A 15600-nucleotide genomic window follows, 5' to 3' on the forward strand; every position below is an offset into this window, starting at 1 on the left:
CGATACAAATTTACACTCTTGAACAAACATTGTTATCCAGGGACATGGTGTGAGATATAATGGGAGCACCTAGTGTGAAAAGGAGTTCATCGTTATGCGGAAATGGCTCAGCCACCTCGTCCCCCATAAGCTGAAATACCGGTTATTTGCCCTGTTTGCGCTCGTCATTTTGCTACCGTTCAGCGTGCTGAATTTGTACAATTACCAGAAAATCGAATCGCTTGTCCAAAATAAAATCAGCGAGCAGAGCCATGAGCAGCTGGACAATCTGCACCGGTCGCTCGAGGATCAGCTCAGCATCGCGTTCAAGACGCTGATCTTTCTGGAACAGGATTCTGAAGTCAGGCGCATCCTGCAGAAGCCGGAGGAACGGTCGGTCCTGGACAACAAGGAGATCATGGAAGACAAGTTCAAAGGGCTCAACAACAGCTTTTTCCTGTACAATCCGTCCGTCTATTTCACGCTTCTCGATAACAGCGGCCATGTGTATACGTCTTATCCGCCGAATACTTCCCTGAATTACAGCCAGATTACTTCGAACGCATCTTTCAAAGCGCTTCAGGAATCCAAGTCCTCTTATCTCTGGGTGTCCGACGACGCTAATTACGTGTCACGGGATATCAGCAAAAGCCCGAGCCTGCTGTCTCTGTATGCCGAACTGCGCGACCGGAACAACCGGGCTTACGGCTTGGCGCGCATCAGTATCGATTTTTCCTTTTGGTTTCAATCCATGCTGCAAAAATCCGAGAGTGATCAAGCATACTTCATCATGACCCGTACCGGTGAAGTGATCGCCAGGTCAATGCCCGATTCGTCGCTGTCGGCCACAGCCGTCAAAGAAATTGCGAACATGCCGCAGAGCGGCCATTGGACGGATCAGCAGTCCGATACGCTGGTGAATTACAGCTATTTATCTTCCCTGGATTGGTACCTCGTGGACCGTATTCCGCTTCACCTGCTGTTCCGGGAAATCGAAACGCTGAAGAAGCAATACTTCGTGACCTTTTATGCCATTACCGCCGCGTTTATAGCGGTTGCTTTCATGATCGCCCATGCGTTTACAAGGCCGTTGTCCCATATGCAGATGAAGATGAAAGAGGCGGTCCGCAAAGATCTGATGATCCGGCTGCCCGAGAAGCGGTACAAAGGAGAAATTTTGGAACTGACCCGGACGTTCAATACGATGATGGTCGATATGAACGGGTTGGTCCAGCGGCTTCGTGCCGAAGAACGGCAGAAGGATGCGGTGCATTTTCAAATGCTGCTCGCTCAGATGAACCCCCATTTTCTGCTGAATACGCTGAACACGATCAAGTGGATCGGCCTCCGGAACGGAAACGAAGAAATCGTGGAGATTTGTTTGTCGCTAGGGAAGCTGCTGGAGACGAGCCTCAACTCCGACGTGGACCTGATTCATCTCCGTGATGAAATTGAGCTTACGCGAGCGTTCCTCTATATTCAACAGGTGAGATACGGGAACCGTTTTCAAGTGGAGTTCAGCTATGATGAGGACTTGGTGTACGCGCTGGTGCCGAAGCTGAGCCTGCAGCCTCTGGTGGACAATGCAATCAAGCACGGCATCGGCAATAGGGCCGAAGGCGGGCGGATTCTGATCCGGATGGGACGCAGCCGTGTTCTGCAGGGACGGTTAACTTTGGAAGTCGAGGACAATGGCGTCGGTATCGAGCAGTCCAGCAAAAATCAGGCCGAAGACCGCAAGCGTCCGAGCATCGGATTGCAAAATGTAAGGGAGCGGCTGCGCCTTTTGTTCAAGGATAAAGGGGAGCTTGAAATCATTCCGCTTGAGCAGGGAACGCTGTGCCGGATGCACCTGCCCGTGCTGCTGTCCGAGCCTTATGTGAATACGCGTCAATCGATATCATGAAAGAACGATCTATGAGGAGCTAAAGTTTGATCTGGCTGATTTCTTGGGATGTGAACCGTTCTAAGTCTGAGCTGTGACTCTGTTTGGTTGCTTCTATCTAGCTGTTAAGGAGTGAAAGCGCATGTGGAAAGTGCTGCTGGTTGAAGACGAAACCTTCGTGAGGGAATCGGTCAAGGAGATCATCCGGTGGGAGGAGATGGGCTTTACGCTCGCGGGAGAAGCGAGTAACGGTCTGGAAGCGCTGCCGATGATCAAGAACGACCCGCCGGATCTGGTGCTGTGCGATATCGTCATGCCGCAGATGGACGGCCTTGAACTCCTGCAGGAAACGCGGAAAGCCGGCATCGGGTCCAAATTCGTCATGCTGACCTGCATCGGGGACTTTGAATCCATGCGCAGAGCGATGGAATACGGGGCGTCCAACTATATTTTGAAGCTGTCCATGAGCGTGAAGGATCTTCGGGAGACGCTGGTTAAAGTGAGCAGGGAGCTGTCTGCCCGGCAGTCGCCGATCGAACGTCCGGTTCGGCAGCCGGCGGCCCGGGAGAAGATTACGCACCCGGAAGTAAACAAAATTATGGAGTATATCGAACAAAACTACGATCAGGACATTACGCTCAAATCGCTCGCCCGTTATGTCATGATGGGGGAAAACTACGTCAGCGCCTTGTTTAAAAAGAAAACCGGGGAGACCTTGATCCACTACCTGCACCGGACCAGAGTCGAGAAGGCCATCGAATACTTGACGACGACGGACCTTCCGGTCAATCGGATCTGCCAGAACGTTGGTTTTATGAACGACAACTATTTTATTAAAATTTTCAAACGGATGACGGGAATGACCCCAAGCCAGTACCGGATGAAGCAATAGAACAAAATGCATGTTCAGTATCCGTTAAGAGCCGCCGAACTGCGTATTTCTGTTCCATGGGAATCATGATTCTGTTACTTACGGCGGGGCCCGCCGCTTTGCTATCCTTGAGCTGCAACAAACAATTCATTTTGATACGGGGGGCTTCAATTGAGAAAAAAAGGTTGGCTTGCGGGATTCGTATCGTTGGCGCTGATCGCGGGCGTGGTATCGGGCTGCTCCGGCGGCAGTAAGGGAGACGCCGAGGGGCCGGCGGGCAGTGCAAAAGCCGCTTCGTCCGCTTCAGGCGGTGCCGTCAAACTGAAAATGTGGGGCGGAGTTCCGCCGGAGGCCGGGCCGCAGGAAGTAGTGGATGCCTGGAACAAGGATCACCCGGACATTCAAGTGGAATATGTGCGCTTTGTAAATGATGATGAAGGCAACTTGAAGCTGGACACGGCGATTATGACCGGACAGGATGTAGACCTGTTCGTCAACTATTCCGCTTCGCAGGCGTCAAAACGGGTGGCTTCGGGGGCCGCGGCTGACCTAAGCGCCTTCACGGACTATAATATCGATGAGAAAATGGGGCCCGAAGCGGCCGGCTGGAAAATCGACGGCAAATATTACGGCGTGCCGACGACGAAAAGCTCCTTTTTCGTTGCGCTGAACAAGGATGCCCTGGATGCAGCCAACCTCCCGGTTCCGAAGGACTGGACCTGGGATGAGATGAGGGAATACGCCAAGAAGCTGAAGAAAGGCGACGGCTATGGATTTATCCAGAATACAGAGCCGTTCGTCGACCCAATCGACTCCGTGCTCGCGAAAGAAGGGTATACCCAGGCGGACGGAAGCTCCAACCTGGATCATCCGCTCGTGCGCAAATGGCTGGAAAGCTTGTACGGCATGATGAAGGATGACAAAACGACGCCTCCGCTCGGCGAGCAGCTGACATCCAAAATGCCGGTCGAGCAAATGTTCCTCAGCGGTGAAGTGCCGATGCTGAACATCGGTGCATGGCTGCTCCGCAGCTCCAACAACTTTACGGATTATCCGCGCGACTTCAAAATCGCGTTCGCCCCGGTACCGAGGCTGGAAGAAGATGCGGCCAACTATGTGACGCGCGGCGGTATAGGCGATTATATTTCGATCAACGCCAAATCCAAGTATCAGAAGGAAGCCTGGGAGTTTCTGAAATGGTATGCGGACGGCGGTATGGCGCCGATGGCGGCGGGAGGGCGTTTGCCTGCATCGAAGGATGCCGATCAGGATGCGGCGATGAAGAGCATGCTGGGCGACAAGGGAGACACCTACGATCAGGAATCCTTAATGTACGTCATGTTCGACAACAAGACGCCGACTTTTGTCCGTACCGTTCCACAAGAGGTTATGGATCTGCGTTCACAGGAATACGAGAAGTACTTCCTGGGATCGCAGGACCTGGACGCGACGGTGGCGGCCATGGTCAAACGGCATGACGAATATGTAAAATCCAATCCGCAGCAATGACCTATTGCAATGGAGGCGATACGATCACCTGATTACAAGGGACGGCCAAGTTTAACGGCCGTCCCTTGCTGCATGCTGGATACTTGGATCTAAGCAAAGAAAGTACCCAGGCAAGGAAAAAAAATCTGGGAACAACAGCGATCGGTGGAAACTTTATACGCTTGCCCCTAGACGGATTCGATTGCCTGATTATCCATAGAACGATTTGATGAACAAGCGCCGCGTGGTTGTCCCGAGGCGCTTTTTTTGCATCATTTTGTGATATGAAGACGATGGTTTTGTTCCTTCTGCGAAACGTCCCGGCTTGCTAGACTGAGGACATCAAAAACAAGAAGGTAGGCGAAACACATGAACAACCATTGGATGAGAAGGCAGCGCGGGCTGGGTTACGTCTTCATCGGGCCGAGCATGATCGGCGTACTGCTGTTCTTTCTCATACCGGCCGCATACTCTCTGGGTCTGGTCTTCACGGATTACAAATTCATGAATCCCAAGGTCGGGTTCGTCGGTCTCGATAATATTACCCGGATGCTGCACGACAAGCTTTTCTACCTGTCACTTAAGAACACCGTGCTGTTCCTCGTGGCGGTGCCGCTGTCCATTGCGCTTGGCTTTGTCGTCGCGGTGATCCTGAATCAGCGGATCTATTTGAAAAAGCTTCTGCGCGCCCTGTACTTCATGCCTTACATTACGAGCGGGGTGGCCGTCGCGTTTGTCTGGATGCTGCTGTTCCAGCCGAAGCAGGGCCCGATCAACGGATTCCTCCGCGGCATCGGCATCGAACACCCGCCGGGTTGGCTGTCGACGACCGCCTCTTCGATGTTTGCGATCGACATCATCTGGATTTGGTTCCTGATGGGCTATAACATGATCATTTATTTGGCCGCGCTTCAGGAAGTATCGCCGGAGCTGCTGGAAGCCGCGAAGATCGACGGTGCCCGGGCGGGACAGCTGCTCCGCAAAATCATCTGGCCGCTAGTGAGCCCCACCACGTTTTTGCTGCTGGTGACCGGCATGATCATGACAATCAAGACGTTCGGCATCATTCAGGCGACGACGCAGGGCGGCCCCGGAAACAGCACGACCATCCTGTCCCTGTACGTTTACCAGAACGCCTTCCGGTATTACGACATGGGCTACGCCGCCACGATATCGTGGGCGCTGTTCATCATCATCCTCATCATTACAGTGATCCAATGGATCGGCCAAAAACGATGGGTTCATTACTAAGAGAAAGAGAGGCCTGAAGCATCATGGAACTCCAAAAACGACTGCTGGCCGGCACGCCGGGCAGGCTGATGGTGACACTGATCATGCTGGCGCTGGCCATCGTGATGGTTATGCCTTTTCTATGGATGATCAGTACGTCTTTGAAAACTCCGACCGAAGTGTTCAAATACCCGATCGAATGGATTCCCGCGCATCCGACGTGGGAGCATCACCTCAAGGTGTGGACCGGACCGAAAAGCTTCGGTACCTATTACCTGAATTCGCTAAAGATTGCCCTGATCGGCATGGCGGGAGCCACGTTTTTATCCGCGTTCGCGGCATACGGTTTTGCCCGGATTGAATTCAAGGGAAGAAATGCGCTGTTCATGCTATATTTATCCATGATGATGATTCCTCCACAGGTACTGTTCGTGCCGAAGTTCATCATGTTTGAATGGGCCGGCATTTATAATACGCATCTCGCACTCATTCTGCCCGGCTTGTTCACGATATTCGGCGTATTCATGCTGCGCCAGTTCTTCCTGTCCATTCCCCATGAGATTTCCGAATCGGCCTTTATCGACGGGGCGGGGCACTTCCGGATTTTCTTCCGGCTCATTCTGCCTCTCGCCAAACCGGCGCTGGCCACCTTGGCCATTATCGATTTCTCCTGGCAGTGGAACGATTACGAGAACGCGCTGGTCTTTTTGATCGATGAGCGGCTGTACACCATTCCACTTGGACTTCAAAACTTTATCCTGGAAAATACGGTGGACTACAACGGCATGATGGCTGCGGCGTCTGCGGGCATTATCCCGATGATCGTCGTGTTTGCGATCGGCCAGCGCTATATTATTCAAGGTTTGACCAACTCTGCGGTGAAAGGGTGAGAGGATGAAAACCGAGACGATACGAAGCGACGTTACCGTCATTGGCGGCGGGCTGGCCGGCGTATGCGCCGCCATTGCGGCGGCAAGGCTTGGCAGCCAGGTCGTGCTTGTGAACAACCGCCCGGTTCTGGGAGGCAATTCAAGCAGCGAGGTGCGGGTGTGGGTATGCGGGGCGACCGCGCACGGCATCAACCGGTACGCTAGGGAGACCGGCATCATGGGCGAGCTGTTCGTGGAGAACCAGTACCGCAATCCGGACGGCAATCCGTACCTTTGGGATTTAGTAATTCTGGAAGCGGTGCGGGCGGAGCCGAACATCACGCTGCTGCTGAATACCGATGTGCATGAAGTTGAGGCGGACGGTCCGGAGGAGAACCGGACGATCCGGTCGGTAACCGGCTGGATGATGGGCTCCGAGCGGCGCATCCGCATGGAAAGCCCTGTCTTTCTGGATTGTACAGGCGACGGACTCGTCGGCTTTATGGCGGGTGCCCGCTACCGGATCGGCCGGGAGGCCTCCCGTGAATACGGGGAAGCGTGGGCGCCGGAGAAGGCGGACGGTATTACCTTGGGCAGTACGCTGTTGTTTTATACGAAGGACGCGGGTCACCCCGTCCGGTTCGTACCGCCTACCTTCGCCAAGGACATTACGCAGACGCCGATTCCCATTAAGCGGGTCATCCGCAGCGGCGACTCGGGCTGCCATTATTGGTGGATCGAGTGGGGAGGCGAACTTGATACGGTCCATGACAATGAAGTCATCCGGGACGAACTATGGTCGGTCATCTATGGGGTCTGGGATTATATTAAAAATTCAGGGCGGTTCGATGCCGACGCCATGACGCTGGAATGGGTCGGTTCCATTCCTGGAAAAAGGGAGTACCGCCGCTTTATCGGCGACTATGTGCTGAACCAGAACGACATCATCGCGCAGGAGCCGTTTCCTGACCGCATCGCCTTTGGCGGCTGGTCCATCGATCTGCATCCGCCGCAGGGGATGTATGCCGAAGCCAGCGGCTCCAAGCATATGCACGCGGACGGCATCTATCATATTCCGTACCGCTGCCTGTATTCGGCGAACGTCTCGAACCTGCTGTTCGCCGGCCGCAATATCAGCGCTTCCCACGTGGCTTTTGGCACCACGCGTGTCATGGCAACCTGCGCAGTGATGGGGGAAGCGGCCGGCACCGCCGCATCGCTGTGCGCGGCGAAGGGCGTGTCGCCGCGAGATATTTACCGCTCTCATCTGCTCGAGCTGCAGCAGACGCTGCTTCGGCAGGACGCGTCTGTCATCGGCCTGCGGCATGAAGATGACCGGGACCTGGCCCGCCAGGCAAAGGTATCGGCCTCGTCGGTCCGCGGCAGCATCGCCGTCACCAAACCGCATTCAGCCTGCCGGCTGGAGCGGGACGCCGCGATATTGTTTCCGGTGGAGCCGGCGGTGGAAGGGCTGGAGCTGCTTGTGAACGCGAGCGAAGATACCCGTCTAGCCGTGGAACTGTGGGACACCGGCCGGCCGGAAAACTATATTCCGTGCTCAAAGGTGGCTGAAGCCGAAGCAGTCGTCTCCAAAGGCGAAGCACAGTGGGTAACCCTACCGCTGGCATGGGCACCGGAATCGCCGCAGAATGCATTTGTCATCATCCGCGGGAATCCGGACATCAGCCTGTACCGGTCGTCCGAACCGCTCAGTGGCGTTATCGCTTTTGAGAAAGGGGCAATCCCGAACGCTTCGGCCGACTTGGAGGACCATGACGAGAATCAGCCTGTCGTGGCCTGGAGTATGAAGTCGCTGGTCCGGCTGCCGTTCTGCTTCAAGGTTCTGGGTACGACCGGTGCCTATTGGCCGGCGAAGGCGGTCGGCGGATACAAGCGGCCATTCGGCGGACCAAATTTATGGGCATCGGATACGATTGGGCCGGGGGACGAGGCGTGGCTGCAATTGACATGGGAGAAAGAAGTCGCACTGCAGGAGGTAAGGCTGACCTGGAACGACGACGTCAACGAAGACCTCATCAACTTGCATCATCACCGGACGCCGTTTCAAATCATCCCTGAACTGGTCAAGTCTTACCGGATCGAGGCACGCTCTCAAGGAGAGTGGAGTAAGATCGCCAGTGTTAAGGATAATCGGCGAAGAAGCAATGGGATCGGTTTGAGCGAATGCATATCCGCCGATGCTTTGCGCCTTGTGATCGAAGAAACGAACGGTGCCTCCGCCGCCGAGCTCGTGGAGATTCGGGTATATTGATTGGAAAGAAAAGGGGACACATGATCGCAAATGTACTGTTTGAGGCAGCCATCCACGAAGATGGCTGCCTTTTCGAGTGAGCGTAAGCTAGATAGTTGGTCCTATGCCGAACCGCAGTATGAGACGAAGTTCCCTTTTTGTTGGAAAACTGAACCAAATCCGGGTGAATGACGTAGTACTGAATAGTCCAAACAAAAGGAGGTTCATTCATGAAAAAAAGGATGGCATGGCTTCTGACTGCCGCACTGACATTGACGCCGCTGGTTCCTACTGCAGCAATGGCGTCCGGCACGGAAGCAACGGTTCCGGCCACCAAAGGGCTTAAACAAATCGCCGCGGAGAAAGCGGAACTGCTCACGAAGCAGTACGGGACGGTCAGCGTACAGTACGCGCTCATCGACCAAGGAAAGATCCAACTCTCCGGCCAAACCGGAAAGAATGATCAGGGGGGTAAAGTTCCGTTAACGAGCGGCACGATGTACGGCATCGGCTCAACGAGTAAAATGTTTACGACAGCTGCCATTATGAAACTGGTCGATGAGGGGAAAATCAATCTGGATACCCCGCTTGTACAGTACATACCGGAATTCAAAATGAAGGATGAACGCTACAAGCAAATCACACCGCGCATGCTGCTGAACCATTCCTCCGGGATTCAAGGTTCCAGCCTGAATAATGCGTTTTTGTTTGAAGACTCGGACCCTCACGCGCACGACACCCTGCTTGAGCAGCTGTCCAAGCAAAGCTTGAAGGCCGATCCGGGCGCTTTCTCGGTGTATTGCAACGACGGCTTTACGCTGGCGGAGATCCTGGTGGAACGCGTCAGCGGGACGAAATTTACCGCCTTCGTTCATCAATACTTCACCGAACCGCTGGACATGAAGAATACCAAAACTCCACAGGATATGGTGGATACGTCCCTCACCGCAGGACTGTATTATCCCGGCATCCAGCAGCAGCTGCCGAATGAAACGGTGAACGTGATCGGAACGGGAGGCATATATTCCACGGCAGAGGATTTGGCGCGGTTTTCGCAAATTTTTACCGGGCAACAGCCAGGCATCCTGTCCGCCAAGTCGGTGGAAGCCATGGGTCAGCCCGAATACAAAAAAGGACTGTGGCCGAAAGATGCGGATAATTCATTCGATTACGGCCTGGGCTGGGACAGCGTAAGACTGTATCCGTTTAACGATTATGGTATCAAGGCAGTCGTCAAGGGCGGGGACACGATTCTATACCACGCCTCGCTGATCGTCCTTCCGGAGCAGAATATGGCTGCGGCTGTCGTGTCTTCAGGCGGAAGCAGCTCGACGAACCAGCTGCTGGCGACACAGATTTTGCTGGAAGCGCTGAAAGAAAAAGGCTCGGTCAAAGAGATCAAGCCGGACAAATCGTTTGGTAAGCCGGTTCCTGCCAGCATGCCGGAAGATCTGAAGAAGGAAGCCGGATATTACGGCTCGAGCAACCAGCTGGTCAAGGTCGACCTGAAGGATGGAATGATGTCCGTTACGGTTCCGAATGTGCCTGAGTATCCGGCGGAGAAATATGTGTACACTTCGGACGGAACGTTCGTGAACGAAGCGGGTACCGCGAAAGTCAGCATTGTGAACGAAAAGAACGGATTGACTTACCTCTGGGTCCAGGAATACAGCACCCTTCCTGAGCTTGGGCAAATGGCATTGTCCCATTATCTGGCGCAAAAGCTGGACGGCAACCCGCTAACAAAGGACACGGCCAAAGCTTGGGATCAGCGTGAAGGGAAAACCTACTATCCGGTAAACGAGAAATACACATCGATCATGTATTTGATGAAACCTACGCTGGAGCTGAAACGGGCCCAGGATTTCCAAGGGTATTTAAACGACAAAAAAATTACCGGACCGAATGCGGCAGCGAGCGTCCTGCAGATTCCGGGCATGGGCGGCCGGGACACGTCAGAGTACAACTTCTATAAAAAAGACGGAGCCGAATACCTGGAGGCCGCTGGCAGCGTGTTCGTCAGCGAGGATCTGGTGAAGCCGCTGTACCATGGCAAACAATCGACCGTCAGCATCAAGGCAGATGGAAATGCGAGATGGTTCACGGTTCCGAAGCAAGCCGCCGGAAAAACGATGACAGTGAAACTTCCGGCCGAAGGAGGATTCGTCGTTTATGACGCTGAAGGCAACCTCGTAAATATGAGTGAAGTCAGCGGATCCAACCAAGTCGTCCTGCCTAAGGACGGAACCATTGTTTTCGCAGGTGACGCCGGATCTTCGTTCAGCATCAAACTGGACACAAAGTAAGGTAATATACGTAATAAGCTATCATATCACTCATCATTTCAATCGGTTTAACGTAAAACCACCGTATCTTCTATCTAATGGAGGGGCGGTGGTTATTTTATTACAGCGGGGCAATATCCTTGCCGAAACAAATGAGCTGCGTCCACTTGGATTACCCGGCCCGTATACAGTAGAATAAGTAAAATCGAACTCGCAGGAGGCGGTCGAACCAATGAACAACAGTGAAGCGTGGAAGCAGGCCGAACATGCTCTATCCCGAATGGAAGTGCTGAAGCAAGGCAGCAACGAGCCGGTGGCCATTGCCGGCGAATCGGAGGATTTAGTCTGCATCGGCATCGGAACCGACGCGGCAGTGTTTGTGTACGAACCGCTTCCAGCGTATGCATATAAACTTTATACCGAAGCAGCGCTTCCGAAGAAGCAGGCGGAAATTCTAGTGTACAGCCGGTTGGAGGGCAGTCCGTTTTTTCCTGTGTTTTATGGGGCAGGGGAGCGCTATGTCGTCATCAGCCGGGAAGATGGCATGACTCTGTATGACTGCCTCCTCTATGGAATCCCGGTGCCAAGGCAGGTCATCGACGATGTGAATGCCGCCCGCGCGTATGTAAGGAGCAAAGGGCTCAACCCAAGGGACATTCATCTGAAAAATGTGCTGCTTCAGGACGGGCGCGGGAAAGTCATTGACGTGTCAGAATATGTCCAGAGCGGAAACGATAAGCGCTGGGAGCATCTGGAATGGGCGTATGATAACGTGTATCCGCTGCTGGAAGGGAAAAGGCTTCCCCTATGGCTGATCGAAGCCGTAAAAACGGCATACAATCATCTTGATCCGCTGAACATCAATTTGCAGGAATTTTCCGAGCGCATACGTAAGCTTTTTATGAAAAAATAGGTGGCCTGCCTCTTGACCCTCACATTAGTGTCAGGGTTTACAATAAAGACCGGTCGGGCAGGGAGGAGGAGATGGCCTTGAACATAGGAGAATTGGCGGAGCGGACCGGCGCCAGCATTCGTTCCCTTCGTTACTACGAACAAAAAGGGCTGCTTGCGCCGCTGCGAAAGGAGAACGGGTACAGGGAATATACCCCGTTTGCGGTCGAGCAGGTGCAGGCGATTCAACTGTATTTAAATCTTGGATTGTCCACCGACGAAATATCCGGAATTTTGCAGTGCGTCCTGCAGAACAAGGAAGCCTTTTGCAAAGATGTGCTGCCGATCTACCAGCAAAAGCTTCAGGAGATCGATAAACAGATTCAGGTGCTGACGAGCATCCGGGCCAATTTGACCGAACGTATCGATTCTATCCTGCTCGAACGATCTATTTCCGGTGAGGAGGAATGTTAAGTGAGCATCCTAACGGTCAATGATACGACGTTTGCGTCGCAAATAAGCGCACAGGGAACCACTTTAGTCGAATTTGGAGCGGTATGGTGTCCTCCCTGCAAGAAGCTGCTCCCCATGCTGGACGAATTGTCCGGTGAATTGGGTGATCAGGTGCAGTTTCTTCAGGTGGACTGCGATGAGTCTCCTGCTACCGCCAGCCATTATCAGGTGATGTCGGTTCCAGCGGTCATCGTGTTCCGCGACGGGGAGGCCGTCGAGAAGCTGGTCGGTCTGCGGCCGAAGAGCGTTTACGAGCAGGTTGTAGCCAAGCATAGCTAAATAGAGTCATGAAGATGTAAGCGGGGCTGGCCGATTTGTCCGGCAAGCGGGATGCATGGCAGCATCTGCAGCAGATGATTCGATTTGGCGCGATAGTAGACAAAAAGGCGGCGATTCCGGAAGCATGGGTTTCATGTGTGCCGGTCGCCGTCTTTGCCTGTTTGGGGAAGGAATAAGAAAACACAAACGAATCGATAAAAACGACATGTTAAACGGTGAAAAGCCTTGTTAATATGTAAGCGATTTCAAAATAAGAGAGGTGGGATATGATTTGACGGGTTGGAGGAAAAAGCTTAGCGCAAGTCTGATCGTATTAATGATCTGCTCCCAAGCGGTAATGGCCGGAGGGAAGCAGGCTGTTGGCGCCGCTGCAGCCGAGGACGTTAATTTGGCGTTTGGCAGTACGGCGAAGGCAAGCTCGGGCAGCGCAGCGAACGCGGTGGACGGCAAAGGCGAAACCGTATGGCAGCCATTGGCCGCCGACAGAAAGGATGATATGAACGTGTGGCTTTCCATCGACTTGGGTCAGGAGGAAACCTTCAACAAGGTGATGTTCAACCTGAACCGGGCAGACAATCTGAAGGATTACCAGCTGCTGTATTCCAACGACCAGACGAATTGGAATGAAGCATTCAGGAAAAACAAGGATTTAAGCGCATCGGAAACAGCCAGCTTTGAGGCGGTCAGCGCACGGTATTTGAAGCTGAGTCTGAACCTTAGCAAAGACCTGAACGTGCAGCTGTCCGAGCTGTCCGTGTATAACAGTACGGAGGCACCTGCACCGGCGGATCTTCAGCGGATCTATTTTACCGATGCGGCCGGAAAGGAATACCCGAACAACAGCGAAATCCGGCTGGACAAAGGAGAAGAAGCGACGCTTTTTTTGAAAGGTGAACTGAAATCCGGCAGCGTCGTGGATTTAAGCGAAGTGGCGAAAACCTATAAGTCTTCCACCATGGACGTTTCCGTGTCCCCGTCGGGAACCGTGACGGCGAATCAGGTCGGGGCTTCGCTGTTGCAGGCGGTCGTACATACAACGGAAGATTTGAAGACAAGCGACCTTTGGGTGGTGGTTGATGATCCCGCAGCCTTTCAAGGCGAAGCCTATGTCGTCAATTCCACGCTGACGCATCCGCGGATGAAGACGGAGATCGGGCAGCCGGCCGTCATCGAACCGCAGGACGTTTATCCGACCGTATCCCTGACTCCTACCGTGAACGGAAATGTCACTGGCGATTTGATTTATAATGGAAGCAAGACAGTTGACACCTGGATGAAGACGGCGCTGACTAAAGGAGAAGCGGTGGAATGGACGCCTGTGGGGAAAGCGGACCGGCAAGGCTCTTATCAGCTCCGCTTGAAGATTGAACAGAGCGGCAAGGAACCCGTGTATGAGTCTTATTACTTTACGGTACTTGATCCGAAAAGCATACCTGCCGGACAAAGCCAAATCGCTTTTTCGGGCAAAGACGGAGAGATGGTATACGTGGGCGATTACCGCGGCAACAAAATTCTCGACTTCTCGAATGTCGGCTACATGGGCGGCGGTGTAAAAATCCCGAACGTGCCTGTTCAAGCCACCGTATCTCCGGGAGACGGTGATGACACCGCGCGCATTCAGGCGGCGATCGACGAAGTTGCCCGGCTTCCGCTCGGCAAGGACGGGTTCCGTGGGACGGTCCTGCTGAAAAAAGGCAGATATGACGTCGGCGGCACGCTGACCGTCAAAGCCAGCGGGATTGTGCTGCGGGGCATGGGCCAGGACGAAAAAGGAACGCTCATATACGGCACAGGGGCCAATCCGCGCAATTTGATTGAAATCGGGGAGAATGTCGGCCTTACTTTGGACAGCGGCTCTAAGCAGACGATCTCCGATTTGTATGTGCCATCGGGTTCACGCACCTTTCACGTGGAAGACGCCAGAGCCTATCATGTAGGCGACCAAATCGTCGTCCGCCGGATCGGGGATAAAAACTGGATTCATGCGATCGGCATGGATTATATTTACAATCGTCCGGGCGGCACGGTAACCCAGTGGTCTCCATTCAACCTGGATTTCGACCGGGTTATCACGGCCGTCAACGGCAATTCCATTACGGTCGACGCGCCGCTGGCGAGCGCGATCGAACGCCAATGGGGCGGTGGCGAAATTTACAAGTATACGGATGAAGCCCGCATTCAGCAGGTGGGCGTCGAAAATATGCGGGTGGATTCGGATTTCGATCCGAGCGTCATCGATACCGTAATGGATAACGATACGACCGATCCGTATTATGCAGACGAGAAGCATGCCGAGCGCTTTGTCGTGTTTAACAGCGTGAAAAACGGCTGGGTCCGGGATGTGACGGGGTATCATCTGTCGTACTCTCTCGTGCAGATGAGCCGCAACTCCAAATGGATCACCGTTCAGGACAGCAGTATGCACGACATGGTCAGCATCATCACCGGCGGCCGCCGGTACGTTATCCATCAGATGGGCCAGCTGAATTTTGTGCAGCGGATCTACACGGAGACTGCGCGGCACGCGTTTGTCGTTGACAGCAGGGTACAGGGGCCAAATGTGTTTCTGGATGGCGAAGCCGTCAAAAACTACAACACCAGTGAACCGCATCACCGCTGGTCCGTAGGCGGACTGTTCGACAACATCAAAGCCCCGATCTCTATCCGGGACAGAGCCTGGCTCGGCAGCGGTCATGGCTGGGCCGGGGCCAACTATGTGAGCTGGAACACGGAGGGAGAGCTCACCTCCCAGCAGCCGCCGACCGCGCAGAACTATGCCGTCGGTCATGTCGGCGAAAATGTGCCCGGTCTGGTTCCGAGCGACTATGATCCCCGTCCGCGCAGCGAAGGATACTGGGACAGTTACGGCCAGCATGTGACCGTTGAGAGCCTGTATAAGCAGCAGCTGGAAGAGCGGCTGGGCAAAATAGCGCTGAACAACATACGAGAGTAACCTACAGCTGGTTTAGAGCAAAGCGGCATCCGCATTTTTCTTGAAAGAAACCAAACCATGATTCCCAATCCCTGTTCACTCGTTTAGAGGTACGGCGGACGGGATC

The 15600-nt window shown here is 53.8% G+C and carries 11 protein-coding genes; all 11 read left to right on the plus strand.

Annotation, left to right across the window (positions count from 1 at the left end):
* The first annotated feature begins 94 nt into the window (after positions 1 to 94).
* The 11 genes from FHS19_RS06200 to FHS19_RS06250 all read left to right on the plus strand — a co-directional run bounded on the left by FHS19_RS06200 (position 95) and on the right by FHS19_RS06250 (position 15494).
* Positions 95 to 1885 (plus strand): sensor histidine kinase, encoded by a 1791-nt coding sequence (locus FHS19_RS06200; protein ID WP_183580099.1) that lies wholly within the window; start codon positions 95 to 97, stop codon positions 1883 to 1885.
* Between the two features lie 121 nt (positions 1886 to 2006).
* Complete coding sequence (locus FHS19_RS06205) at positions 2007 to 2756, plus strand: response regulator (protein ID WP_183580102.1); 750 nt, start codon at positions 2007 to 2009, stop codon at positions 2754 to 2756.
* A 150-nt stretch (positions 2757 to 2906) separates the two neighbouring features.
* Positions 2907 to 4244: an ABC transporter substrate-binding protein gene (locus tag FHS19_RS06210; protein ID WP_183580117.1), complete on the plus strand. Its 1338-nt coding sequence runs from the start codon at positions 2907 to 2909 to the stop codon at positions 4242 to 4244.
* A 348-nt stretch (positions 4245 to 4592) separates the two neighbouring features.
* Positions 4593 to 5474, plus strand: a complete 882-nt coding sequence (locus FHS19_RS06215; protein ID WP_183580120.1) for a carbohydrate ABC transporter permease — start codon at positions 4593 to 4595, stop codon at positions 5472 to 5474.
* A 23-nt stretch (positions 5475 to 5497) separates the two neighbouring features.
* Positions 5498 to 6343: a carbohydrate ABC transporter permease gene (locus FHS19_RS06220; protein ID WP_183580123.1), complete on the plus strand. Its 846-nt coding sequence runs from the start codon at positions 5498 to 5500 to the stop codon at positions 6341 to 6343.
* Between the two features lie 4 nt (positions 6344 to 6347).
* Positions 6348 to 8594: an FAD-dependent oxidoreductase gene (locus FHS19_RS06225; RefSeq protein ID WP_183580126.1), complete on the plus strand. Its 2247-nt coding sequence runs from the start codon at positions 6348 to 6350 to the stop codon at positions 8592 to 8594.
* 209 nt (positions 8595 to 8803) lie between these two features.
* Complete coding sequence (locus FHS19_RS06230) at positions 8804 to 10879, plus strand: serine hydrolase domain-containing protein (protein WP_183580128.1); 2076 nt, start codon at positions 8804 to 8806, stop codon at positions 10877 to 10879.
* 211 nt (positions 10880 to 11090) lie between these two features.
* Positions 11091 to 11771 (plus strand): serine/threonine protein kinase, encoded by a 681-nt coding sequence (locus tag FHS19_RS06235; protein WP_183580131.1) that lies wholly within the window; start codon positions 11091 to 11093, stop codon positions 11769 to 11771.
* A 77-nt stretch (positions 11772 to 11848) separates the two neighbouring features.
* On the plus strand, positions 11849 to 12223 hold the full coding sequence (locus FHS19_RS06240) for a MerR family transcriptional regulator (RefSeq protein WP_183580135.1): 375 nt from the start codon (positions 11849 to 11851) through the stop codon (positions 12221 to 12223).
* Positions 12224 to 12541: a thioredoxin family protein gene (locus FHS19_RS06245; RefSeq protein WP_183580138.1), complete on the plus strand. Its 318-nt coding sequence runs from the start codon at positions 12224 to 12226 to the stop codon at positions 12539 to 12541. It begins immediately after the preceding gene.
* A 271-nt stretch (positions 12542 to 12812) separates the two neighbouring features.
* A complete protein-coding gene (locus FHS19_RS06250; protein WP_183580141.1) occupies positions 12813 to 15494 on the plus strand; it encodes a discoidin domain-containing protein in 2682 nt (893 codons plus the stop codon).
* The last annotated feature ends 106 nt before the right edge of the window (positions 15495 to 15600 follow it).

Source organism: Paenibacillus rhizosphaerae, from assembly GCF_014192015.1.
GTDB classification, from domain to species: Bacteria; Bacillota; Bacilli; order Paenibacillales; family Paenibacillaceae; genus Paenibacillus_AQ; species Paenibacillus_AQ rhizosphaerae.

Coding starts and splice junctions, on each gene's coding strand:
- FHS19_RS06205 (WP_183580102.1), top strand. CDS start 2,007: ATGTGGAAAGTGCTGCTGGTTGAAGACGAAACCTTCGTGAGGGAATCG.
- FHS19_RS06220 (WP_183580123.1), top strand. CDS start 5,498: ATGGAACTCCAAAAACGACTGCTGGCCGGCACGCCGGGCAGGCTGATG.
- FHS19_RS06235 (WP_183580131.1), top strand. CDS start 11,091: ATGAACAACAGTGAAGCGTGGAAGCAGGCCGAACATGCTCTATCCCGA.
- FHS19_RS06215 (WP_183580120.1), top strand. CDS start 4,593: ATGAACAACCATTGGATGAGAAGGCAGCGCGGGCTGGGTTACGTCTTC.
- FHS19_RS06230 (WP_183580128.1), top strand. CDS start 8,804: ATGAAAAAAAGGATGGCATGGCTTCTGACTGCCGCACTGACATTGACG.
- FHS19_RS06225 (WP_183580126.1), top strand. CDS start 6,348: ATGAAAACCGAGACGATACGAAGCGACGTTACCGTCATTGGCGGCGGG.
- FHS19_RS06200 (WP_183580099.1), top strand. CDS start 95: ATGCGGAAATGGCTCAGCCACCTCGTCCCCCATAAGCTGAAATACCGG.